The organism is Amycolatopsis sp. QT-25, assembly GCF_029369745.1.
In the GTDB taxonomy this organism is placed as follows: Bacteria; Actinomycetota; Actinomycetes; order Mycobacteriales; family Pseudonocardiaceae; genus Amycolatopsis.
The window spans coordinates 5,113,170-5,135,868 of the sequence record NZ_CP120210.1 but is presented as its reverse complement, the minus strand read 5'-3'; the positions used below and the strand labels follow the sequence as shown (position 1 = coordinate 5,135,868).

19 protein-coding genes and 1 pseudogene are annotated in these 22,699 nt (G+C 68.7%); 13 read left to right on the top strand and 7 right to left on the bottom strand.

The window, feature by feature from the left end; all coding sequences use genetic code 11:
- Positions 1–4: 4 nt before the first annotated feature.
- Both P3102_RS23690 and glgB read left to right on the top strand, forming a co-directional pair.
- A complete protein-coding gene (locus P3102_RS23690) occupies positions 5–1,390 on the top strand; it encodes a phosphotransferase (RefSeq protein ID WP_276361854.1) in 1,386 nt (461 codons plus the stop codon).
- A complete protein-coding gene (glgB, locus tag P3102_RS23685; RefSeq protein WP_276361852.1) occupies positions 1,387–3,597 on the top strand; it encodes a 1,4-alpha-glucan branching protein GlgB in 2,211 nt (736 codons plus the stop codon). The genes P3102_RS23690 and glgB overlap by 4 nt, the downstream gene beginning before the upstream one ends.
- A gap of 275 nt (positions 3,598–3,872) precedes the next feature.
- Here the strand turns inward: glgB and P3102_RS23680 are convergent, their stop codons facing one another.
- On the bottom strand, positions 3,873–4,697 hold the full coding sequence (locus tag P3102_RS23680) for an NAD(P)-dependent oxidoreductase (protein ID WP_276361851.1): 825 nt from the start codon (positions 4,695–4,697) through the stop codon (positions 3,873–3,875).
- A 35-nt stretch (positions 4,698–4,732) separates the two neighbouring features.
- Complete coding sequence (locus P3102_RS23675) at positions 4,733–5,545, bottom strand: IclR family transcriptional regulator (RefSeq protein ID WP_276361849.1); 813 nt, start codon at positions 5,543–5,545, stop codon at positions 4,733–4,735.
- A 153-nt stretch (positions 5,546–5,698) separates the two neighbouring features.
- Between P3102_RS23675 and P3102_RS23670 the strand changes: the two are divergent.
- The 7 genes and pseudogenes from P3102_RS23670 (at position 5,699) to P3102_RS23640 (ending at position 12,975) form a co-directional block, all read left to right on the top strand.
- Positions 5,699–6,822, top strand: a pseudogene (locus P3102_RS23670) (Na+:solute symporter).
- A gap of 45 nt (positions 6,823–6,867) precedes the next feature.
- Entirely contained in the window at positions 6,868–7,812 is a 945-nt protein-coding gene (locus tag P3102_RS23665) for a 5-dehydro-4-deoxyglucarate dehydratase (protein WP_276361846.1), read from the top strand.
- A gap of 2 nt (positions 7,813–7,814) precedes the next feature.
- On the top strand, positions 7,815–9,071 hold the full coding sequence (locus P3102_RS23660) for an enolase C-terminal domain-like protein (RefSeq protein WP_276361845.1): 1,257 nt from the start codon (positions 7,815–7,817) through the stop codon (positions 9,069–9,071).
- Positions 9,072–9,075: 4 nt separating this feature from the next.
- Entirely contained in the window at positions 9,076–10,221 is a 1,146-nt protein-coding gene (locus P3102_RS23655) for a hypothetical protein (protein WP_276361843.1), read from the top strand.
- Between the two features lie 15 nt (positions 10,222–10,236).
- The gene (locus tag P3102_RS23650) at positions 10,237–11,694 is read left to right on the top strand and encodes an aldehyde dehydrogenase (NADP(+)) (RefSeq protein ID WP_276361842.1); all 1,458 of its coding nucleotides are present in this window, start codon (positions 10,237–10,239) and stop codon (positions 11,692–11,694) included.
- A 111-nt stretch (positions 11,695–11,805) separates the two neighbouring features.
- Entirely contained in the window at positions 11,806–12,108 is a 303-nt protein-coding gene (locus P3102_RS23645; RefSeq protein ID WP_276361840.1) for a hypothetical protein, read from the top strand.
- A gap of 69 nt (positions 12,109–12,177) precedes the next feature.
- Positions 12,178–12,975: an alpha/beta hydrolase gene (locus P3102_RS23640; RefSeq protein ID WP_276361839.1), complete on the top strand. Its 798-nt coding sequence runs from the start codon at positions 12,178–12,180 to the stop codon at positions 12,973–12,975.
- Here P3102_RS23640 and P3102_RS23635 read toward each other — a convergent pair.
- Both P3102_RS23635 and P3102_RS23630 read right to left on the bottom strand, forming a co-directional pair.
- Positions 12,968–13,234: a hypothetical protein gene (locus P3102_RS23635; protein ID WP_276361838.1), complete on the bottom strand. Its 267-nt coding sequence runs from the start codon at positions 13,232–13,234 to the stop codon at positions 12,968–12,970. The genes P3102_RS23640 and P3102_RS23635 overlap by 8 nt on opposite strands.
- Before the next feature lie 260 nt (positions 13,235–13,494).
- Positions 13,495–14,307 (bottom strand): SAM-dependent methyltransferase, encoded by an 813-nt coding sequence (locus tag P3102_RS23630; protein ID WP_276361836.1) that lies wholly within the window; start codon positions 14,305–14,307, stop codon positions 13,495–13,497.
- 171 nt (positions 14,308–14,478) lie between these two features.
- On the opposite strand from P3102_RS23630, the gene P3102_RS23625 reads away from it, so the two are divergent.
- The 3 genes from P3102_RS23625 (at position 14,479) to P3102_RS23615 (ending at position 19,265) form a co-directional block, all read left to right on the top strand.
- Entirely contained in the window at positions 14,479–15,828 is a 1,350-nt protein-coding gene (locus tag P3102_RS23625; protein ID WP_276361835.1) for a cytochrome P450, read from the top strand.
- Positions 15,829–15,995: 167 nt separating this feature from the next.
- Positions 15,996–17,045: an alpha/beta fold hydrolase gene (locus P3102_RS23620; RefSeq protein ID WP_276361833.1), complete on the top strand. Its 1,050-nt coding sequence runs from the start codon at positions 15,996–15,998 to the stop codon at positions 17,043–17,045.
- 105 nt (positions 17,046–17,150) lie between these two features.
- On the top strand, positions 17,151–19,265 hold the full coding sequence (locus P3102_RS23615) for an EAL domain-containing protein (protein WP_276361832.1): 2,115 nt from the start codon (positions 17,151–17,153) through the stop codon (positions 19,263–19,265).
- 272 nt (positions 19,266–19,537) lie between these two features.
- Here P3102_RS23615 and P3102_RS23610 read toward each other — a convergent pair whose 3' ends face one another.
- Positions 19,538–20,734, bottom strand: coding sequence for an IS30 family transposase (locus P3102_RS23610; protein ID WP_276361830.1), 1,197 nt, complete (start codon positions 20,732–20,734; stop codon positions 19,538–19,540).
- A 158-nt stretch (positions 20,735–20,892) separates the two neighbouring features.
- Entirely contained in the window at positions 20,893–21,327 is a 435-nt protein-coding gene (locus tag P3102_RS23605; RefSeq protein WP_276361829.1) for a MarR family transcriptional regulator, read from the bottom strand.
- A 37-nt stretch (positions 21,328–21,364) separates the two neighbouring features.
- Between P3102_RS23605 and P3102_RS23600 the strand changes: the two genes are divergently transcribed.
- Complete coding sequence (locus P3102_RS23600; RefSeq protein WP_276361827.1) at positions 21,365–21,886, top strand: hypothetical protein; 522 nt, start codon at positions 21,365–21,367, stop codon at positions 21,884–21,886.
- On the opposite strand, the gene P3102_RS23595 is transcribed toward P3102_RS23600, so the two are convergent.
- On the bottom strand, positions 21,876–22,646 hold the full coding sequence (locus P3102_RS23595; protein WP_276361826.1) for a hypothetical protein: 771 nt from the start codon (positions 22,644–22,646) through the stop codon (positions 21,876–21,878). The two genes, P3102_RS23600 and P3102_RS23595, sit on opposite strands and share 11 nt — an antisense overlap.
- Positions 22,647–22,699: the final 53 nt, after the last annotated feature.

The following is a 22,699-nucleotide window of genomic DNA, read 5'->3' as shown; positions in this document are numbered from 1 at the left end:
CCTTTTGATCGACCCCCGTGTGCTGGTCGAAGAACTGGCCACTGATCTGAAGCACTGGCTGCCGGAGCAGCGCTGGTTCGCCGGCAAGGACCGGCCCGTGACCACCGTCCGGCCGCTCGGCGTGACCGAGCTGGTCGAAGGCGACCCGCAGTTGCTGCACGTGGTCGTCGAAGTCGATCAGGACGGGCGGCGTGAGCCCTACCAACTGCTCGTCGGACGCCGCACGCATCCGCCGGAGATCAGCTCCACCAGCTGGATCGGCGCCGGCGGCGAGCTCAACGCGTACGAGGCGTCCGGTGACGCGGACCTGACCAGCGTGCTGCTGGAGCTGATGGCCTGCGGCGGTCAGGTCGGCACACTGTCGTTCGAGCACGAAGCCGGTGTCGAGCTCGACACCGGGCTGCGGGCCCGGCCGATCACTTCCGAACAAAGCAACACTTCGCTCGTGTACGGCGGCCAGTACATCCTGAAACTGTTCCGCAAGCTGAGCCCCGGCGAGAACAAGGATCTGGTGCTGCACCGCGCCCTGCAGAAGATCGGCAGCAAGCACATCGCGCAGCCGCTGGGCTCGATCACCGGTGAGCTGGACGGGGAGCCGACCACTGTCGGGATGCTTCAGCGGTTCGTTCCCGACGCCGTCGACGGCTGGGCGATGGCCACCACGAGCGTCCGGGACCTGATGGCGAGCCAGGACCGGCACGCCGAAGAGGCCGGTGGTGATTTCGCCGGTGAGGCCGAGCGGCTCGGCCGAGCGGTCGCCGAGGTGCACGCCGACTTGGCGAAGGCGCTCGGTTCGGAGGCCGCCGACGCCGCCGAACTCGAACGCACCGTGCGGGCGATGGTCGCCCGGCTGGAGACCGTCGCCGGGCAAGTGCCGGAGCTGGCCGAGCACGCCCCGATGCTGCGGGCGGCGTTCGAGAAGCTGCGCGGGGTGTCCGCCGACGCCGTCCCGATGCAGTACATCCACGGAGATCTGCATCTCGGCCAGGTGTTGAGGACGGTCAACGGCTGGTTGCTGATCGACTTCGAAGGCGAGCCCGCCGCCCCGGTCGAGGAACGGCAGGCGCTCCGCTCCCCGCTGCGGGACGTCGCCGGCATGCTGCGTTCGTTCGATTACGCCGCTCAGCAGATGCTGGTCGGGCAGCCGGACGACGTGGAACTGGAGCAGCAGGCAGCCGAGTGGGCCGCGCGCAACCGCGCCGCCTTCTACAAGGGCTACGCCGTGGCGAGGGAGGACACGTCGGTGTCCCCCGGCGACCAAGACGAACTGTTGCGGGCTTTCGAACTGGACAAGGCGATTTACGAGGTGGCCTACGAGTACGCGAACCGGCCGGACTGGCTGGGCGTGCCGCTCGCCTCGATCGCCCGCATCGCTCAAGGAGAAGCGTGAACCCGAACGCCGCATCGGACGATCTGCCCGACGCCGCCCCGCCGGCCGCCGATATCGACCGGCTCCTGGCCGGGGATCACCACAATCCGCACTCGGTGCTGGGCGCCCACTCGGCGGGCTCGGCGTTCGCGGTGCGGACGCTGCGGCCCGGCGCGAAGGCCGTCACGCTGTGCGTCGACGGCCACCGATACCCGATGGAGCGAGTGACCGACGCGCTGTTCGCCGTCGCCGTACCCGAGCATCCCGGCGACTACCGGCTCGAGGTCGACTATGACGGGCACACCGTCGTCACGGACGATCCGTACCGCTGGCTGCCGACGGTGGGGGAGCTGGACCTGCACTTGATCGGCGAAGGCAGGCACGAGCGCCTCTGGGAGGTGCTGGGAGCGCGGGTGCACTCCTACGAGACGCCGAACGGTGTCGTCGAGGGCACGTCGTTCGCGGTGTGGGCGCCGAACGCGCGAGGCGTGCGCGTGATCGGTGACTTCAACGGCTGGGACGGGCGTGCGCAGCCGATGCGCTCGCTCGGCTCGTCCGGTGTCTGGGAACTGTTCCTGCCCGACGTCAAGCCGGGCACCTGCTACAAGTTCCGCATCCTCGGCCCGGACGGCACTTGGCACGAGAAGGCCGATCCGATGGCGTTCGCCACCGAGACGCCACCGGCGACGGCGTCGGTGGTCACCACGTCCGGCTACACCTGGGGTGACGAGGAATGGGTCGCGCGACGCGAGGCGACCGACTGGGCCAAGGCGCCGATGAGCGTCTACGAGGTGCACCTCGCCTCGTGGCGCGCCGGCCTGGACTATCGTGAATTGGCCGAACAGCTGGGTGACTACCTGGTCGAGACCGGTTTCACCCACGTCGAGCTGTTGCCGGTGTCGGAGCACCCGTTCGGCGGCTCTTGGGGCTATCAGGTCACTTCGTACTACGCGCCGACCGCGCGGTTCGGTTCGCCGGACGACTTCCGGTATTTCGTCGACCATCTGCACCGGCGGGGCATCGGCGTGCTCGTCGACTGGGTACCGGCGCATTTCCCGCGTGACAGCTGGGCGCTCGCCCGTTTCGACGGCACGCCGCTGTACGAACACGCGGACCCGCGCCGCGGCGAACAGCCGGACTGGGGCACCCTCGTCTTCGACTTCGGCCGCAACGAGGTCCGCAATTTCCTGGTGGCCAACGCGCTGTACTGGCTCGACGAATTCCACCTGGACGGCCTTCGGGTCGACGCGGTCGCGTCGATGCTCTACCTCGATTACTCCCGCAAGGACGGGGAGTGGCTGCCGAACCAATACGGTGGCCGGGAAAACCTGGACGCCGTACGGTTTCTCCAGGAGTTGAACGCCACCGTCTACAAGCGACACCCCGGGGTGGTGATGGTGGCCGAGGAGTCCACCGCCTGGCCGGGCGTCACGCGCCCCACGCATCTCGGCGGGCTGGGTTTCGGCTTCAAGTGGAACATGGGCTGGATGCACGACACGCTGCGTTATCTGTCCCATGAGCCGGTGCACCGCGTCTACCATCACAACGAGATGACGTTCTCCCTCGCCTATGCCTGGAGCGAGAATTTCATGCTGCCGCTGTCCCACGACGAAGTGGTGCACGGCAAGGGTTCGCTGTGGGACCGGATGCCCGGCGACGAGTGGAACAAGGCAGCCGGACTGCGTTCGCTGCTGGCGTTCATGTGGGCGCACCCCGGCAAGCAACTGCTGTTCATGGGCGGCGAATTCGGCCAGGCCGCCGAATGGGCGGAATCACGTTCGCTCGACTGGCAGCTGCTGGACGCGCCCCTGCACAGAGGAGTGTGGGAGCTGGTGCGCACCCTGAACGAACTGTATCGCTCGACCCCGGCGCTGTTCAGCCAGGACACCACCCCGGAGGGGTTCGCCTGGATCGACGCCAACGACGCGGGCGGCAACGTGCTCAGCTTCCTGCGCATCGGCGAGGACGGTTCACGTCTGGCGTGTGTGGCGAACTTCGCCGGGTCCCCGCACCACGACTACCGCGTCGGTCTGCCGTCGGCGGGCCGTTGGCGTGAGGTGCTCAACACGGATGCGGGCTCCTACGGTGGCTCGGATGTGGGCAACCTGGGCGAGGTGGAGGCGACGGAGGAGGCGTGGCACGGCCAGCCGGCTTCCGCGGTCCTCCAGCTTCCTCCGGCCGGTGTCCTTTGGTTGACCGAGGATCCCAGGCCCCCCTCGGAGTCTTGAGGGGTTTGACGCCGACCTTGGTCTCGCTGCCGGCTGCCGGAGCAGGGTCGTGAGGGGCCTGGCGTGACTTCGCGTTAGTCCACAAGGGACATCACGACCCCAGTGCCCGTTATGCCGCTGTCTTGTGGGGTACATGAAGGCCCCCTTCCTTGCGCCTAGCGCAAGGAAGGGGGCCTTCATGTACCCCACGCCATCTTGGCCTGACCCGCCAGCCGTCCATGACCTTCACGACGCACGGTGCGAAAGTGCGCCCACCGGGATGCAATCGTCCCGTCTCAGAGCGGGTTGTACGCCCCCAGCGGCGCGGTGCAGAACGGCCCGCCGACGTACTCGGCCGCCACGCCGGTCGGCGCGGGCTGATCCGCCACCTGGTCCGCGTAGGTCTCCGCGTTGTCGAGCGATTTGTACCCCAGTGCCTCGGCTTCGGCGAGAGAGTAGACCCGGCGCGTGTTGTCCGAGACGCCCCAGATGAGCCGGTAGCCGGGGGAGGGGTAGCTCAGGCAGGCCTCGAACAGGCGGGCGCCGTCGTCGGGGGAGAGCCAGGTGGTCAGGCCGCGCGGGCCGAGGGCGACCGGGCTTTCGAAGCAGGAACCGATCCGGATGACGATCACGTCCATGCCGAACCGGGAGTGGTACAGGCTGCCGAGCGCTTCGATGGTCGCTTTGCTGACGCCGTAGTAGGTGTCGGGCCGGGGCGTGGAGTCGGCGGGGAGGCCGTTTTCACCGGCATCGTCAGTGCGGCGAAAGCCGACGGAATGGTTGCTGGAAGCCAGGATCACGCGCGGCACACCGGCCGCGCGCGCGGCTTCGAGAACGGTGTGGGTGCCATTGATGTTGACGTCCAGGGTGGCTTCCCACGTGTTCTCACGGCTGTGCCCGCCGAGGTGGATCACCGCGTCGACGCCGTCGCACGCCGTCGCCATCGCCTCCGGGTCGGTGACCGAGGCGGTGATCAGTTCGACGCTCTCGCCCGCTTCGGCTTCGGGTTGCGTGGCCAGGTCGAGCAGCCGCAGTGTCCGGCCGGAACGGCGCAGCCGCGGCCGCATCAGGGTGCCGACGATGCCCGCCGAGCCGGTGATCAGGACGCGCTGGTCTGCCATAAGTGCCCCTTGTCGGTGAAAGAAGTACGGGTCGGTCAGCGGATGCCGGCGCGGCGCAGTTGCTGGCCGAGTTCCGCGGTGATTTCGGCGAGCAGTTCGCCGACGCGCCGTGCGTCGGCGTCGGTGACCTCGGTGACCGGCATGGAGCAACTGATCGCGTCGGTGCCGGGGATGCGGTACGGGATCACGGCCGCGACGCATCGGACGCCGAGGCTGCCTTCCTCGATTTCCGCCGCATAGCCGCGTTCGCGGGTCTTCGCGCATTCGGCGTGCAGTGCTTCGGCCGAGGTGATGGTGTTCGGCGTCAGTGCCGGCAGTTTCCCGGTCAGGAGCGCGTCGATCTCGTCGTGCGTCAGTTCGGCCAGCAACACCTTGCCCAGCGCGGTCGCGTGGGTGGGCAGGGTGCGGCCGACGCGGGAGACGAGGTGCGTCGAGTGTCGGGACTCGCGCGTCTCCAGGTAGACGACATCGGTGCCTTCGCGGCGCGCGAAGTGCGCGGTGAAGCCGGTCTTCTCCCGGATCCGCTCCAGTGCCTCGGTCGCGTACGGGACGACCGGGTCGCGGTCGAGGTACGCCGTTCCGCAGATCAGCGCACGGACGCCGAGGCGGTAGCGGGCGGTGTTGGTGTCCACTTCCAGCCAGCCCGCCTCGAGCAGGGTGCGGAGCAGGCCATGCAGGCTCGACCTGGGAAAACCTGTGCGCGCGTGGAGATCCGACAGGGAAAGCCAGACGTCGTTGGCGGCGAAGGTCTCGATGAGATCCATCGCCCGCCGGGCTGATTTCACCCCGGCGGGTTCGGCCGTGGTGACCGCGCCGTTCGCCACGGTGACAGCGGCTTCCTGTGGCATCCGCGCTCCTCCATCCGGCCGTTGACTTGTGACTCCGGCCATATTAGCGTCCGAACATCGTTCCTATGGATGAACATAATCACTATAGCAGACTTCGTTCATGGATGTGAACAAGTCGGGTCGGCTCTTCGTGAACGCGGAGAGAAGTCAGCGGTGCATCTACTGGACCGGGTCATGGTGTCCGCGTATTTCGTCCTGATGGGGGTGATCGGCTTGTGGTCGCACAGCCGGGCCGACACTGTCAGTGACTTCTTCACCGCCGGCGGCAAGATGCCGTGGTGGCTGGCCGGTATCTCCCACCACATGTCCGGTTACAGCGCCGTCCTCTTCGTCGCGTATGCGGGGGTCGCCTACACGGACGGCATCACCGTCTACTTCTGGGGCATGGCCGGCATCGGGATCGGCGTGGGGATCCGCAGCCGGCTGTTCGCCGCACGCTGGAACCGCCTGCGCTCGAAGCTAGGGGTCGCCTCGCCGCTCGAATACCTGGCGAAACGCTTCGACGTGCCCACCCAGCAGGCGCTGGCCTGGAGCGGCAGCCTGCTGAAGATCTTCGACATCGCGGCCAAGTGGTTCGCGGTCGCGACGATCCTCGACGTCTTCGCGGGCGTGCCTTACCCCTGGGGCATCGTCATCACCGGTTCGATCACGCTGATCTACCGCACCGTCGGTGGTCTCTGGGCCGACGCGCTCACCGACTTCGGGCAGTTCGTCGTCCAGGCCATCGCGGCGATCGTGATGCTGTGGGTCGTGCTGGACAAGCTCGGCGGCGTCTCCGGACTGTGGACCATGTGGGGCGACCTCCCGCCCGCCCATCTGAACCCGACGACGTCGAAGTTCACCACCGTCGTGTTGCTCGTCTACGTGCTGGTGAAGACGCTGGAATACAACGGCGGGATGTGGAACCTGGCGCAGCGCTACATGGCGGCGCCGAACACCTGCGAAGCCCGCCGGGGCGCCCGGCTGTCCTCGATCCTCTACCTGGTGTGGCCGCTGCTGCTCGGCATGCTCCCCGCGTTCCGCCGCTCCGGCTCCCGCGCGGCCCTGATCTCGTGGGCGGGCGGTCTCCTCGCCTACGCGATCGCGTACTACGGCTACCACGCCACCCTCGCGGTCACCGTGTCGACCCCGATCCTGGTCTCAGTGGCGCTGTTCGCCGGGCTCGGCTACCTCATGCCCGAGCGCGAGGCCGCCACCGACGAGATCATCGACACGATCGACCGCGACGACGACGTCCTGCCCCCAAGTCCCAGGACGGCACCACCGTGCCTGCCTGACCGGGCCCGAACCCGGAACCTCACAAAGAACGAAAGAGAAAACCAATGGCACAGCCCAAGATCGAACTCGACGGCCTACTGGCGTTCCCCTTGACCCCCTTCACCGAGGGGCTGGAACTCGACCTCGACGTGTTCGCGGAAACCGTCGAGAGCCACGTGGCCGCCGGAGCCGGCGCGTTGTTCGTCGCCTGCGGTACGGGCGAATTCAGCTCGCTGTCCCCGGACGAGCACGCGGCGATCCTGCGCAAGGCTCGGGAAGTCGTCGCCGGGCGGGTGCCGGTGTGGGTCGGGGCCGGCGGCGGCGCGGCGACGGCCCGTGCCGGGATCGCGGCGGCGGAGGCGGGCGGCGCGGACGGCGTCCTCCTCCTGCCGCCCTACCTGGTCACCGGCCCGCCTTCCGGGCTGGTTGACCACGTCCGGTACGCCGTCGGGGAGTCCTCGATCCCGGTGATCGTGTACCACCGGTCCACCGGGGTGTTCACCCCCGGCTCGGCCGCGGAGCTCCTCGGCATTCCGTCGGTGGTCGGCATCAAGGACGGCTTCGGGGACGTCGAACTCATGAGCCGGATCATCACCACGATCCGTGCGGCCGACACCGAACGGGCCCGGGATTTCCTGTTCTTCAACGGTCTTCCCACGGCGGAGGTCTCCGCGCGCGCCTACTCCGCGGTCGGTGTGGCGCGGTACTCCTCGGCCGTGCACTGCTTCGCCCCCGAGATCGCTGCCCGCTTCCACCGCGCGCTCGCGGAGAACGACGACGCGGTCATGGAGGCGCTGCTCGCCGGGTTCTACCTCCCGCTGGTGGCGCTGCGGGACGAAGGGCAGGGCTTCGCCGTGTCACTGGTCAAGGCCGCCGCACGGCTACGCGGGGACAAGGTCGGCTCCGTCCGGCCGCCGCTGGTCGAGCCGACCGCGGACCAGATCACCCGCCTGGAGAAGATCGTCCACGACGGGTTCGCCGTCCTCGAGTCCGTCGAGGTCGGTGCCTGAAGATGAAGGTTCTCGATGTCGTCCTGACCCCGGTCGCCTTCGCCGACCCGCCGCTGCTCAACGTCATGGGCGTGCACGAACCCTTCGCGCTGCGCGGCGTCGTCCAGCTGATCTGCGAGGACGGTGTGGTCGGCCTGGGCGAGTCCTATGGCGACTTCACGTTCCTCGAACAGGTCCGCAAGGTGCTGCCGGAACTCAAGGGGCAGGACGTGTTCGACCTGCCCGGCCTCCGCCGCAAGGTCGCCACCACGCTGGGCGAAGTCGTCTTCGCCGACGCGCACGGGCTCACCGGCGGGTTCTCCGTCAGCAAGACGGTCGCCAGCGTGTACTCGCTGTTCGAGGTGGCCGCGCTCGACGCGCAGGGGCACTACCTCGGCAGGCCGGTGGTGGACCTGCTCGGCGGCAAGGCACGCGACGCCGTCGACTTCTCCGCCTACCTGTTCTACAAGTTCGGCGCCCACCTCGGCGCCGAGGAGGACTCGTGGGGCGAGGTGACCACGCCGGAGGCGCTCGTCGGCGAGGCACGCCGCATGGTGGCGGAGTACGGGTTCGGCTCCATCAAGCTCAAGGGCGGTGCCTTCGACCCCGACCAGGAGATGGCCGGGATCCGCGCGCTCGCCGAGGCGTTCCCGGACCACCCGCTCCGCATCGACCCGAACGCGGCGTGGACCGCCGAAACGGGCATCCGGGTCGCCGAAGAGCTCGACGGTGTCCTGGAGTACCTCGAAGACCCGACACCGGGCATCGAGGGCATGGCTCGGGTGGCCGAGCAGGCGAACATGCCGCTGGCCACGAACATGTGCGTCGTGCGCTTCGCGGACATCGAGCCCGCGTTCCGGCAGCGAGCGGTCGGCGTAATACTTTCGGACCATCATTACTGGGGTGGCCTTCGGGACACTCAGGCGCTGTCCACCACGGCGGAATGTTTCGACGTGGGACTTTCCATGCACTCGAACAGTCATCTCGGGATCAGTCTGGCCGCTATGGTGCACGTGGCCGCGGCGACGCCGCACCTGACCTACGCCTGCGACACCCACTGGCCGTGGAAGACGGCCGACGTCATCGCCCCGGGTGCGCTGGAGTTCGCCGACGGTGCGGTCGCGGTGCCCGACAAGCCCGGGCTCGGGGTAAAACTCGACCCCGACGCGCTGGCGCGGGCCCATGAAGACTATGTCCGAAGTGGACAGACCAAACGGGATGACGTGACCTACATGCGGAAGTTCGTCGGCAACTTCGAGCCGAACACGGCACGGTGGTGACAGGGTGAAGGTCACCGGATACGCCTACCCCTGGGACGTCGTCGACGATCCCGGCTTCGTCGAGCGCGTACGGGAACTCGGCGTCGACGAGGTCGCCGTCGCCGTTTCGTACCACAGCGCCCGTGCGGCGACGCCCTGGGCTCCCGAGCGCACCTCGGTCGTCGCGCGCCACGCGGCGCTGTACCGGCCGGTGCGCGAGGAGGCCTGGGGTGAGCTGAAGCCCGCCGAACCGGACTGGGTCGAAAGCCGCGACAGCGCGGGTGACGCCGTCCGGACGCTGAACGAGGCGGGTGTTCCGGTCGCGGCGTGGCTCGTGCTGACCCACAATTCGCGGCTGGGCACGGAGTTCCCGGATTTCACCGTGCGCAACTGCTTCGGCGAGCGGTACCCGTGGGCGCTGTGCCCCGGCCAGCCCGCCGTCCGCGAGTACGCCGCGAACGTGACCGCGGAGAGCCTCGCCGGACTCGATTTCGCCACGGTCGTCCTCGAGGCGTGCGGCCCCCTCGGCGCCGTACACCAGCACCAGCACGAGAAGACCGACGGCGTCTGGTCGCCCGCGGTGGCCCGGCTGCTGTCGATCTGCTGCTGTGACGACTGTCTCGACACCTGGGCCGCGGCCGGGCAGGACCCGGTGAAGGCGCTGGGCAAGCTGCGGGCCGAGGTCCGGCGGCTGATCGACAGCGGCGACCTCCGCACCGGAGAGGACAAGATCCTGCCCACGCTGCGGCAGGTCCTGCTCGACACGCGGCAGAAGGCGACCGACGCGCTCCGGCGGGAGGTGCTAGCGAAGATCCCGCCCGGGCCCCGGATCGTGCTGCACGGCGCGATGGACCCGTGGGTCACCGGCGCGCTGCCGGGGCTGACCCCGTCGGCCCCGGACGACGTCGACGCGGTGGTGCTGCAGAACTGGGTACCCGGCCGCCCCAGCGTGGGCGCGGTCGCGACGGCACGGGCGAAACTGCCGGAGAAGGTCGCCGTCGGCAGCTACGTCACCGCGGTGGCGGCGAGCCCGGTGCCCGACATCGAGGCCTACACCCGCGAACTCGGCAAGGCGGGCGCCACCGAACTGCATCTGTACCACCTCGGCCTCGCCGGCCCGGGGCGCTGGGCGGATCTCATCGCCGCCGTCAGCGCGGCACACGAACTCTAGGAGAAGCAGGAAATCATGAGCCAGGCAACGGATCCCGCCACGCTCGACCAGATCCTCGCGGCCGCCGCCGACGCGGCAGGCACGGCGGCGGCCGCGACCCCAGCCCAGCGTGCCGGATGGCTCGAAGCGGCGGCGGACGCCCTCGACGCGGCCGCCGACGAACTGATCGCGCTGGCCAACCGGGAGACCCACCTCCCGGCCGCACCGCGCCTGCAGGGGGAACTGAAGCGCACGACGTTCCAGCTACGCCTGTTCGGCGAGGTGCTGGCCGACGGCTCGTTCCTCGGCGCCACCGTCGACCACGCGGACGCCGCTTGGCCGATGGGGCCGCGGCCGGACATCCGCCGGTTGCTCACCCCGATCGGCCCGGTGCTGGTGTTCGCCGCCAGCAACTTCCCGTTCGCGTTCAGTGTCGCGGGCGGTGACACCGCGTCGGCGCTGGCCGCCGGCTGCCCGGTCGTGCTCAAGGCGCACTCCGGTCACCCGGAGTTGTCCGCGCGCACCGGCGAGATCCTGCGTGACGCACTGGTCGAGGCCGGTGCGCCGGAAGGGATCTTCGCGGTCGTCCACGGCCAGCAGAACGGCGTCACGGCGTTGAAGGATCCGCGGATCCAGGCGGCGTCGTTCACCGGATCGGTGCCGGGTGGGCGCGCGTTGTTCGACATCGCGACCTCGCGGCCGTCACCGATCCCGTTCTACGGCGAACTCGGCAGCGTCAACCCGGTCGTCGTCACGCAGGCCGCGATCGACGCGCGCGGCGAGGCGATCGCCAAGGGCTACGCGGGCTCCTTCACCCTCGGTGCCGGTCAGTTCTGCACCAAACCGGGGCTGCTGTTCCTGCCCGAGGGCCACGGCCTCGAAGACACGTTGCGCGAGGCCGTCTCGGCGATTCCGGCGCAGCCGATGCTCAACGAGCGCATCGCCGCCGGATTCGCCGAAGGACTGGCGAAACTGAGTGAGGTCGACGGGGTCGAGGTGCTGTCGGAATCCGGTGGCACCGAGGGGATTTCGCACGGCGCGACGCTGCTCGCCACCACGGCCGAGGCTTTCCTGTCCGACGCCGACACCGTCCGCGAGGAGTGCTTCGGCCCCGCGTCGCTGATCGTCACCTACGCCGACCGAGCGGAACTGATCAGCCTGCTGGGGGTGATGGAACCGGGGCTCACCGCGACCATCCAGGGTGAAGAGTCCGATGTGGACTGGATTCGCCCGGTTCTCCCGTCGCTGACCCGGGTCGCCGGCCGCCTGCTGTGGAACGACTGGCCGACCGGCGTCACGGTCACCTGGGCACAGGAACACGGCGGTCCCTACCCGGCGACCACCGCGCCGGCCAGTACCTCGGTCGGCACCGCCGCGATCGAACGCTTCCTGCGACCGATCGCCTGGCAGGGCTTCCCCGACGCGCTGCTGCCGGAACCGGTGCAGGAGGACAACCCGTGGGGCCTGCCCCGCAGGACCGACGGAAAGCGCTAGAAACCCGGGTGTGGTGAGGACGGTGATCGAGAGAACCGTCCTTGCCGCACACGAGGCCTCACCACCCGCCGCCCCTGGTCGCCGTCGTTCGAACACTGGGGAGGCGCCGTCATGCCCGCGTTCGGTCACTTCGACGAGAGAACGGCCCTGCGCTCGGGTGCGGCAGCGGCCGCTTCGGTGGCGTTCACGACCGCTCTCGCGAGCTCCTCGTCAGCCCGGCCCGTACCTCCGGGTCCTTCCGGACCGGCGGGTACGTCCTCCATCGTCACCGGCTACCGCGAACTGCAAACCGGTATCGACCGGCCGTCGGCGGAACGCACCGCCGCACTGGCGAACCTGGACAGGCTCGCGGAGGCCGTTCCGGACGACGTGGTCGCCGAGTTCCGGGAATTCTTCGGAAATCTCGGGAAGTGAGGTCGAGCGGTGGTCGTCGGCTCCGACCCAGGGACGAAACTAGAGTCAAGCGACCCTGTGGAGGACCTGATGACCACCTCGTTCGAGACCGTGACCTCGGCCGACGGCACCCTGATCGCCTTCGAGCGCACCGGAACGGGCACTCCGGTGATCCTGGCCGGTGGCGCGTTCAACGACCGCACGACCGTCGCCGGCCTCGCCGCGACGCTGGCCGCGGACTTCACCGTGATCGCCTACGACCGGCGAGGGCGAGGTGACAGCGGCGCGGGCGCGGTCTATTCGGTGGAGCGTGAGGTCGAGGATCTCGCCGCGCTGATCGAGCACGTCGGCGGTTCGGCGGCGGTCTTCGGGCACTCGTCGGGGGCCGTGCTGGGGCTGGAGGCGGCCGCACGAGGCGTCGCCGTGACGAGTCTCGCCGTATACGAGCCGCCGTACGTCGTCGACGACAGCCGTCCGAAGCCCCCGGTCGACCTCTTCGACCGCGTCCGGGCCTTGATCGCCGACGGCGACCGCGACGGCGCGGCGGAACTCTTCCTGGTCGAGGGAACGGCCACCCCGGCGGAGGTCGTCAAGGGGATGCGGGAAGACGCGTTCTGGGCGTGGTTCACCGGACTCGCCCATACGTTGCCCTATGACCTCGCGCTGTGCGGTCCCGGCAACGTGCTGCCCGCCGGCAGGCTGGCCAAGATCTCGGTGCCCACGCTGGTGCTGGACGGCGGGGAGAGCGACGCCTGGATGCGGGCCGGCGCCCGCGCGGTCGCCGACACGATCCCCGGCGCCCGGTACGCCACCGTGGAGGGACAGGACCACGGCGTCCTCCACCAGCCGGACACCTTGCGCGGCCTGCTCACCGAATTCCTCAGATGACGACCTTCGGCGGCTCGGCCAGCCTGTCGTGCTCGGAACCCAGCCGTTCGGCCAGGGCATCTACAGTCCACTGTGGACGATTCTGTGGGCGGGCGGCCGTGATCCGGATCGCCAGCGGCGCATCGCCGCACAACGCGGCCACCCCGGAGTCCGGCCGTCCGGACGCCGCCGCGATCAGGGCGCTCGCGGCGTCGTCGAGCACCACCAGCAGGAACCGGCCCGCCGTTCTGGTGCGCCACAGTTCCGCGCGCCGGTCCACGAGCGGGAGAATGGCCGTGCAGGTCCACGAACCCTACTGCCAGGTGCCGTCGCGGAACATCGGTCGGCACTGCACGATCAGCCTGACGCGGGTGCGGGAGCACGCCAGTGGCAGGTCATCAAGGACACCGTGACCGACGTGCTGCCTTGAGGATCCTGCGGCGTTTCTTTCGTGACGCCGAGTTCTAGGTACATGAAGGCCCCCTTCCTGTACCTAGGCGCAAGGAAGGGGGCCTTCATGTACTGGGGCGAGCAGCGGCCCTACGGCTTCCGGCCCACACCCGCGTACGGCAGCGAGTTGATCTCCGGGTCCTCGGACATGTCGCCGGCACCTTGGGGGTTCCACATCGCGCAGCCGACGACGCCGGGCTGGAGGACGTCGAAGCCTTCGAAGAAGGAAAGCACCTGGTCGTGGGTTCGGGGGATGGGGTCGTTCTGGGTGCTCTTGTACGCCTCGATGGCCTCGTCGAGGCCGCTCGAGTTCGCGTCGGCCGCGACGTGCGAGAGGGCGAGGAAGCTGCCGGGGGCCAGACGGTCCCGGTAGCGCGCCAAAATCGCGTGCGGTTCCCAGTCGTCCGGCACGAAATGCAGCAGCAGCAACATGAACAGGCCGATGGGCTGATCGAGGTCCAGCAGTTCCCTGGTCTCCGGCGCGTCGAGAATGGCGTTGATGTCACGCAGGTCGGCCTGGATCGTCGCGCACCGGTCGTTGCCGCGCAGCAGCAGTCTGGAGTGGGCGACGGCGACCGATTCCCGGTCGACGTAGACCACCCGGCAGGCGGGATCGGCCTGCTGGACGATTTCGTGGAGGTTGCCGACGGTCGGGATGCCGGAGCCGATGTCGAGGAACTGCCGCACTCCCGCGTCCACCATGTGCAGTGCGGCACGCCGCAGGAAGGCGCGGTTGAGCCGGGCCGCGTCGCGGATGCCCGGCATGATCTTCAGGATCTGTTCACCCAGGTCACGGTCGGCCTGGAAGTTGTGGTCGCCGTCGAGCCAGTAGTCGTAGACCCGGGCGGGATTCGGCACGGTCGTGTCGACCTCGGGGGGTACCCAGCTCAGGTTCGAAGTCACCGTCGTGGCCGCCGTTCGGTTGGGATCCGTTGGGGCACAGGAGTCTATCGGTCACGCGGGGCCAGACTGCCATCGTCCGATCGTGTGGATGTGCGGCCGCGGCACCCCGTCCGCGGCCCGGCGGTCCTAAGGTGACCGGGTTCAGCGCCCAGGCATGGGGAGACGAGCACGATGGCACCATCACCGGACGTCGCTGTCGCACCAGGCCGCTGGCCGGTGCTCGGGCATACCGTGCCGATGCTCCGTGACCCGCTGAAACTGTTGACGTCACTGCGATCGCACGGCGACGTCGTCCGTCTCGACTTCGGCCCGATGCCGGTCTATCTGGTCACCACGCCGGAACTGGCCTGGCGACTGCTCGCCGTCGACGCGGGAAAGTTCGACAAAGGCATCGTGTTCGACAAGATGCGGCCGTTGTTCGGTGACGGGCTCGCGACTTCGAACGGTGCTTTCAACCAGCGGCAACGGCGGATGATGCTGCCCGCTTTCCAGCGAAGCCGCATCGCGCTCTACGCCGAGACGACGATGACGAAAGTCGCTGTAGACCTTGCCGACACGTGGAAACCGGGCGAGGTGGTGGAATTCGACCGGCGGATGCAGGATCTCGCGCTGACCATCTCCGGGCGCACCCTGTTCTCCACCGAACTCGGCGACGACGCGCTCACCGAGATCCAGCGGTCGATCCCGATCATGTTGAAGTACGTCATGGTCCGGGCTTTTTCGCCGAAGTTCGTGGAACGGCTGCCGATCGCGGCGAACCGCGAGTTCGACGCGGCGGCCGCGCGGCTCCGGCGGGTCATCGGCGACGCGGTCCTCAAGGCGCGCGAGAAGGGTGGCGATCAGGGCGATCTGCTGTCGATGTTGTTGCTGGCCAAGGACGACGAGACCGGTGAGGAGATGACCGACCGGCAGGTGGAGGACGAGGTCATCACGATCCTCACCACCGGCGCCGAGACCACGGCCGTCGCGCTCGCGTGGTTCTTCCACGAGATCGGGGCGCGGCCGGACATCGAACGCCGCTTCCACGCCGAGGTGGACGAGGTGCTGGCGGGCGGCCCCGCACGGTTCGAACACCTGCCGCGCCTGGTGTGCACACAGCGGATCATCAACGAGGTCGTCCGCCGCGCTCCGCCGGTGATCCTCATGCGGCGGGCGCGAGAGGACGTCGAACTCGGTGGTGTGCCGATCCCCGCCGGGACCGAGGTCGCGGTCAGCCAGCACACGCTGCACCGCGATCCGCGCTGGTTCCCCGAACCCGAACGGTTCGACCCGGATCGCTGGGAGCCCGAGCGCGCCGCCGGGATACCCAAAGGCGCGTTCATCCCGTTCGGGGCCGGCGCGCGGCTGTGCCCCGGCCACCAGTTCGCGCCCACGGAGATCGCCTTGGTGGCGGCGACGATCGGCGCGCGGTGGCGCTTGGAGCCGGTCCCGGGGGTGAAGGTCTTTCCCAAGATCAAAGCGACCATGCAGCCGAACCGGTTGCCGATGATCGCGCTGCCTCGGACCTCGGGCTGTGCCTGATGGCGAACCGGTGCCCGGGATCCACGTCGGCAGGGCGGGTTCCCGCGTTCGGCCGCCTGTCCGGTGCATTTCCGACTCCGTCACCAGGCTGTCGGTGAATGTTCGATCACCGGGTGTAGGGTTCATGCTCCTTCCGAGCGTTCCGATTCCGGAGAGGTTCTGTGAGAATGCCGCTCAAATTGGCCACGGTGGTGGCCGCCTGCTGCGCGCTCCTCGGTGGTTTCCTGGTCGCCGCCCCGGCCGCGGCCGTCGACGTCCGCTGTTCCGACCTGGAGCTGCCGGTCACCGGCCCGCTCGGCGCGCCCGCCACGGTGCACGGCCGGCTCTGCCTGCCCGAAGACCCGGTGCCCAAGGCGGTCCAGCTGCTGGTGCACGGCGGCACGTACAACAGCGCCTACTGGGACCTGCCGTACGACCCGGATCGCTACTCCTATCAGCGGGACATGGCCAAGCACGGCTACGCGACCTTCGCCGCGGATCAGCTCGGTTCGGGCGGGAGCAGCAAACCGTTCAGCCTTCCGCTCCTGCTGCCGGTACTGGCACGGTCGATGCACGAGGTGGTCGGTCACCTGCGCGCGGGACGGGTCGGCGGCACGCCGTTCGAGAAGGTCGTGATCGTCGGGCATTCGGTCGGTTCGGGCATCGTCGCGGCCGAGGCCTCGACGTATCAGGACGTGGACGGCGTGATCCTCACCGGCGTCACGCATCTTCCGTCGGTACCCGCCTTGACCCTCGGCGTGCTTTTCGGCCTTCAGCCCGCCTTCGCGGACGGCAAGCTCGGTTCGGTCGGTGGCGATCCGCTCTATTTCACGACCAAACCGGGAGCGCGGGCCGGGCTGTTCTACGCGACGGAAAATGCCGATCCGCGGGTCATCGAGGCGGACGAGGCGACCAAGGATCAGGTCGCGGTCCCGGGAATGGGAACCGTCGCCGTGTTCGGCATCGTGCTGCCCGCGACGAAAGCGATCAGGGTGCCGGTTTTCCAGGCGATCGGGGAGAAGGACATCCTGTTCTGTGGTCTGTTCGCGCTTCGGGACTGCTCGCACGCACAGACGTTACGTCCGGCGGAAGCGCCGTACTACCGGCCCGAAGCCGAACTTTCCACGTATGTTCTGCCCGGTGCCGGGCATTCGCTGGCATTGCACCGGAATGCGTCCCACTATCGGGAGGCCACTCGCGATTGGCTGAGGGACAAGGTCGGTATTGCAGTACCGTAGGGTGACCACCCGATCAGGTGGCCGGTTGACCGTGAGTACGCCCAGAGAATCGTGGAGGATGTTTCTTCACGACGGAATACGAAAACGACCCCAGGACCGGCGGACGTGACCTCCCCACTTCCGGACGGCGATGAGTTCTCCGTATCGCCGGACGCCCCGAAGAGAACCGCATCCTCCACAGCGCCGAAGCGGAAGAACGCCGCGCCGACCCGCGCCACGCTGGCCCGCAAATGGGCCTACCTGGTCACCGGAACGGCGTATCTTCCGTACACCCACGCCCAGATCGAGGAACATTTCGCCGGCCTGCTGGACGAAGTCTTCGCGGCGGTCCTCAGCGAGGACGCGGAGCCCGTGCAGGCCGCCGATGCCGGGGCACGGCTCGTCGCGCTCAGGTGCGTCGGGCCGGACAGTCTCCGGCGCACGATGGACGTACTCGGCAAGGGACTCTTGCACGAGCCGGAGTTGCGGAGCGTGAAGTCGCTTCCCGAACGGGTCCTGCAGGTGCTCGGCGCACTCGCGTCCGGTTACGGCGAGGCGTTGCGTGAGAGCATCCAAACCCAGCAAGAGGATCTGAGTCGTACCTTGGTCACGATCGAACGCGAGACCCGGCGTGAGCTGGTGCTCACCCAGGCACGTTTCGAGCAGCTGTTCGCCGGTTCGGCGACCGGGGTCGCCGTCACCAGGGTGGACGGCCGCGTCCAGCGGGTGAACCCGGCGTTCGCCGAAATGCTGAACCGGCCCGTCACCGATCTGACCGGGCTCAACCTCTACGAGCTGGTTCATCCGGAAGACGCCGAGGGCTTGCGCGAGGGTTACCGGAAGCTGCTCGAAGGCGAGAGCCAGCGGCTGGAGCTGACGCGAAGACTCGCGGCCGACGACGAGGAACCGATGTGGGCAGGCTTCACCGGCGCGGTGATCCGCGACCCGGCGGGCGAGGCCCAGCAGTTGATCACGCTCGTCGACGGCGACACCGACGTTTCGTTGCTGCAGCGGCAGCTGAGCCGTCAGGCCCTGCACGATCCGTTGACCGGCCTGCCGAACAGGCAGTGCTTCGGCACTCGCCTCGAACGGGCGCTGCGGCACGCCGACCCGTCGTTCGGCGTCACGGTCTACCACCTCGACCTCGACGGGTTCTCACTGATCGCCGGCGGGCTCGGCCAGAAACAGAGCGACGACCTGCTGAAGAACGTCGCCGCGAAGCTGCGTGCCGTCGTCGGCGGCGAGGACGCACTCGTCGCCAGGATCGGCGGTGACGAGTTCGGCATCCTCATCCAGAACACCGCGGCCAGTCCCGACGTCACCACCGTGATCGGCATGCTCAATCAGGAGCTGTCCGAACCGGTCTACCTCGAAGGCGGCAGCGGGGTCGCGGTATCGGCCTGCGTCGGGGTGGTGCACCGGCCGCCGAGGGACATCGCGCCGAACAAACTGCTGCGCGTCTCCGACATGACACTGCGCCGGGCGCAGGCCAACGGCTATCGCCAGTGGGCGATGTCCGACTCCGTCCTCGACACCAGGGAGCGGCACGAGTTCGGCCTTGCCGTCTCGATGGCGGGCGCCTGGGAGACCGGCGAGGTCGAAGTGCACTTCCGGCCGCTGACCTGGCTGGCGGACAGCAGGCCCGCGGGTATCGAGGCGAGGCTCGCCTGGAACCATCCGCGCCACGGCCGGATCGGTCACGACACGTGCGTCCGCTTCGCGAACGACACCGGTCTCGTCGTGCCGCTCGGCGAATGGCTCATCCGCACCGCGTGCGAAGAGGCGGACGACAGGCTCCCGATGGTGGTGAGCCTGACGCCGAACCAGGCCGCGGATCCCGATCTCGTCGGATCGGTGCGGAACGTGCTCGCCGCGACCGGTCTGGGCCCGTCACGGCTGCGACTGGGCTTCCCGGCGGGCGCCGTGCTCGCCGAACTCGGGGAGACCGTGGACAACCTGCACCTCCTCGCCGAGATCGGGGTGGACGCGGAACTGCAGGACTTCGGCGCGGCCGGTGACGTCGTCTGCCTCGTGGACGTGCCGGTGAAGACGGTCCGGATCGCTCCCCGGCTGGCGGAGCGGCGGACGGAACCACTGGCGGAGCGGTCACTGCGGAACCTCATCGAGACCGCGACCTTGGCGGGCGCGACGGTGATCGCGGACGGGATCGATTCGACCGGCGACGCGGGATGGTGGCGATCCGCCGGTGCTCACATCGGGGCGGGACGGTACTTCGGTTAGGCCGTTCGCCGCGGCGGGAAGCGCTGAGTTGCCCGAGGATCGAGGTTCACGGGCGGATGGGGCACCATCTCAGATCCTCACCCCGCGCCTCGGCGGCGGGCACAAGAGGTATTGAGGGGTAAGGCGAACGTGTCAGGCCGCCAAAGCTGTATGACCTGATCGCCGGGGTCTGGGGCGCCCATGATCGTCCACAAAGGACTCCGCGGATCTCGGCGCCTGAAGTCCGTGAAGGCCTCCTTGAGGGACCCAGGGTCCCTCAAGGAGGGGCGGATTCACATGGTGGTTGCAACACGCATTGTTTGTTGGTTGGAGAGTAGTGCTTCGAGGGCTTCGGCGGGTGTGTGCCAGTCGAGGGTTTCGCGGGGGCGGCCGTTGAGTTCGGCGGCGACTCGTGCGAGGTCTGCGGCGGTGTGCTGGGACAGGTCGGTGCTTGTGGGGAAGTATTGGCGGAGTAGTCCGTTGGTGTTCTCGTTGGTTCCGCGTTGCCAGGGTGCGTGTGGGTCGCAGAAGTAGATGTCGATCCCGGTGGCCAGGGTGATCTTTTTGTGGTGGGCCATTTCCTTGCCCTGGTCCCAGGTCAAGGATTTCAGCAGCAGCGGCGGCAGCGTCTGGATGGTCTCGGTCATGGCGGCGGCGACGGTGGCGGCGTCGCGTCCGTGGGGCAGGTGCAGCAGCATCACGAACCGGGTCGATCGTTCGACCAGGGTCCCGATCGCGGATTTGTTGTTCTTGCCCAGGATCAGGTCGCCTTCCCAATGCCCGGGGACGGCGCGGTCGGTGACCTCGGCGGGCCGTTCGGAGATGTTGACCATGTCGGGGATCCTGCCCGCGGGCCGGGCCCGGCGGGCCTGGGCCTGCCGGCGGGGCATCCGCAGTGCCCGCCCGGTCCGCAACGCCTGGGTGAGTTCGCGGCGCAGCGCGCCTTTTCCCTGGACATACAGTGCTTGGTAGATCGTTTCGTGGGACACCCGCATCTCCGGCTGGTCGGGGAACTCCAGCACCAGTCTCCGCGCGATCTGACGCGGGGACCATTTACGGTTCAGCCTGTCCTGCACCACGTCCCGCAACACGGTGTCCGCGGCCAGTTTCGCGGCCTTCGGGCGTTTCGCACGGTTCTCGGCCGTGTGCTGCGCGCTGACAGCCCGATAGCGGCCGGAGGAACCGGTGTTGCGGGCCAGCTCGCGGGACACGGTCGAGGCCGGACGGCCGATCGCCCGCCCGATCGCCCGGGGCCCCTGGCCCGCGGCTTTCAGGCAGGCGATCTCTTCCCGCTCGGCCAGGCTCAACCGGAGGGGACCAGGCCGAGCAGGTGCGTTACCGATCACCCCGCCAGCCTGCCGGAACAACCGCACCCCCGTCGTCGGGGACAGCCCCACCGCCCGGGCCGCCGGCTTCGCCGCCACCCCGGCCCGGACCTGATCCCAAAACCCCACCCGCACCGACCGCGGCAGCCACCGATGAACCCGCACCACAACCCCACCCCCATCAGACGGTGTTGCAACAACCCCATGACTCCGAGAGGCCTTCACGGACCATGTCAGCGTGTCGAGGAGGAGCCGTCGTCCGGGTTTGGGGCGTGCTCACGACCCGATCGAGTGGCCGCTTGTCACGATGCGACGAAGTGGTTTCAGGAGCCGAGCGCGGCTGACAACCTGCGCAGCGTGTCGCGGGCTTGCCGCAGCTCCTCGTGGGTGACACCGCTGTCTTCGAGTACGTCGCACCGGGATTCGCTCGCGTCCCAGAGCCGTTGCAGCAACCGGGTGCCCTCGGACGTGATGGCGTACAGGGATGAGCGGCGATGCGAAGGATTCGGCTCCACGCTCAGGTGGCCTGCTTCGGCGAGGTCGTCCACGACGCGCTGCACGGCTTGGCGGACCTGGCCCAGCCGTCGTGAGATGGCGGGCACGGCGAGGGGTGCTTCGGACACCGTGCTCAGCACGTGCCAGCGGGCCACCGTCGTGCCCAGCCCGGCCGCTTCCCGCTCGCTGATGCGGCGGCTCAGTCCCGCGAGTTCGTAGACGTCGGCGATCAGCAGCCGGTAGTCGCGGACGAGGTCGCTCATATTTGACAGCATACTGTCAAATGGTCATGCTGGCCGCATGGACGTCACCGAACGGATCGCCGCCGTCTTCACCGCCTCGGGACCGCGTCCCGAACTCGCCGGACGGCTCGGTGTGTTCGAGCCGCTGATCGGCAGCTGGGACCTGGTCGTGCACAACTTCGACGAAGACGGCGGTGTCCGCACCGTCGACGGGGAGTGGCATTTCGGCTGGGCGCTCGACGGCCGCGCGCTGGCCGACGTGTGGATCAGTCCGGCGCGGGTGAGCAGGGTCGGCGGTGTGGACGGGGAATGGGGGATGAGCCTGCGCTTCTACGACGAGAAGATCGACGCGTTCCGGTCGACCTGGCTCGGTCCCGGCAACGGCTGGGTGATCCCGTTCCTCGGCGAGCGGACGGAGGACGGCTTCGAGATCGAGGCCGACACCGGCGGCGTCCGGCGCCGGTGGATCTTCTCCGGGTTGACCGCCGCGCATTTCTCTTGGCGTGCGGAGGAAACGCTGCCGGGCGAGGCTCCCTTCGTCCGGCAGCGTTTCGAGGCCACTCGCGCGCTCAGTGGTTGATCTTGAACCACGGCTGTGACCAGCCGAGATAGGTGTAGTTCCACGCGCTCTTGATCTCCGAAATCGTGGTCTCGGTGAAGCTGCCCGGACCGTGGATGTCGTTCGACAGGAACTTGCCGCCGCCGATGGAGATCATCGTGTGCCCGGTGCCGCCGTTGCCGAAGAAGGCGAGCCCGCCGGCGGGCACCTGGGTGTCACCGGGGTGCTTGTACGAACCCGGGATCTGGGTCCAGTGCACGTACGCCGTTTCCGAGCCGCTCGCGGTCCAGCCGTAGGCCCACGAGTTGATCCGGTCGCACCAGCGGTAGTAGTTCGGATCGTTGTCGGTGTGCACGTGCGCCTTCGCCCACGCGACGGCTTCGGCACAGGTCCTCGGGTTTCCGGTGCCCGCGGTGGAGCAGGAGAGGGTGCTGCCGGCGCAGTCCGGCGCGACCCGGCCGTCGGAGCCGGTGTAGACGTAGGCGTCGCTGATGTAGCCGCCCTTGGACGGCACGTAGTCCCAGATGTCGGTGGTGCCGTACTTGCCACTCACCGTCGAACCGTTGATCTGGCAGTCGATCGTGACGGAGGTGCCGCTCGCGACGGTGCCGACCGAACGCGCACCGGTGCTCGGGCTCGACCGCACGGTCACCGCCACGCCGGATTCGGTGTTCACCGTGCCCGTCGCCGCCAGCGCCTCACCCGCGCCGCCGAGCATGATCGCCCCGGTCAGCGCGATCGTGCCCACGGCGCTTCTGCCGATCCTCGATCGGATCTTCATCTCTGTCCTCCAGTGGTTCCCCGGATAGGGGGACAGGATGCGGGACCCTCGTA

Bases quoted from the DNA above. Each gene is read 5' to 3' on its own strand.
- P3102_RS23605 (WP_276361829.1), bottom strand. From the start codon at position 21,327: ATGAGCGACCTCGTCCGCGACTACCGGCTGCTGATCGCCGACGTCTAC.
- P3102_RS23620 (WP_276361833.1), top strand. From the start codon at position 15,996: ATGCCGCTCAAATTGGCCACGGTGGTGGCCGCCTGCTGCGCGCTCCTC.
- P3102_RS23665 (WP_276361846.1), top strand. From the start codon at position 6,868: ATGGCACAGCCCAAGATCGAACTCGACGGCCTACTGGCGTTCCCCTTG.
- P3102_RS23595 (WP_276361826.1), bottom strand. From the start codon at position 22,646: ATGAAGATCCGATCGAGGATCGGCAGAAGCGCCGTGGGCACGATCGCG.
- P3102_RS23600 (WP_276361827.1), top strand. From the start codon at position 21,365: ATGGACGTCACCGAACGGATCGCCGCCGTCTTCACCGCCTCGGGACCG.
- P3102_RS23660 (WP_276361845.1), top strand. From the start codon at position 7,815: ATGAAGGTTCTCGATGTCGTCCTGACCCCGGTCGCCTTCGCCGACCCG.
- P3102_RS23680 (WP_276361851.1), bottom strand. From the start codon at position 4,697: ATGGCAGACCAGCGCGTCCTGATCACCGGCTCGGCGGGCATCGTCGGC.
- P3102_RS23625 (WP_276361835.1), top strand. From the start codon at position 14,479: ATGGCACCATCACCGGACGTCGCTGTCGCACCAGGCCGCTGGCCGGTG.
- P3102_RS23675 (WP_276361849.1), bottom strand. From the start codon at position 5,545: ATGCCACAGGAAGCCGCTGTCACCGTGGCGAACGGCGCGGTCACCACG.
- P3102_RS23640 (WP_276361839.1), top strand. From the start codon at position 12,178: ATGACCACCTCGTTCGAGACCGTGACCTCGGCCGACGGCACCCTGATC.
- P3102_RS23650 (WP_276361842.1), top strand. From the start codon at position 10,237: ATGAGCCAGGCAACGGATCCCGCCACGCTCGACCAGATCCTCGCGGCC.
- P3102_RS23645 (WP_276361840.1), top strand. From the start codon at position 11,806: ATGCCCGCGTTCGGTCACTTCGACGAGAGAACGGCCCTGCGCTCGGGT.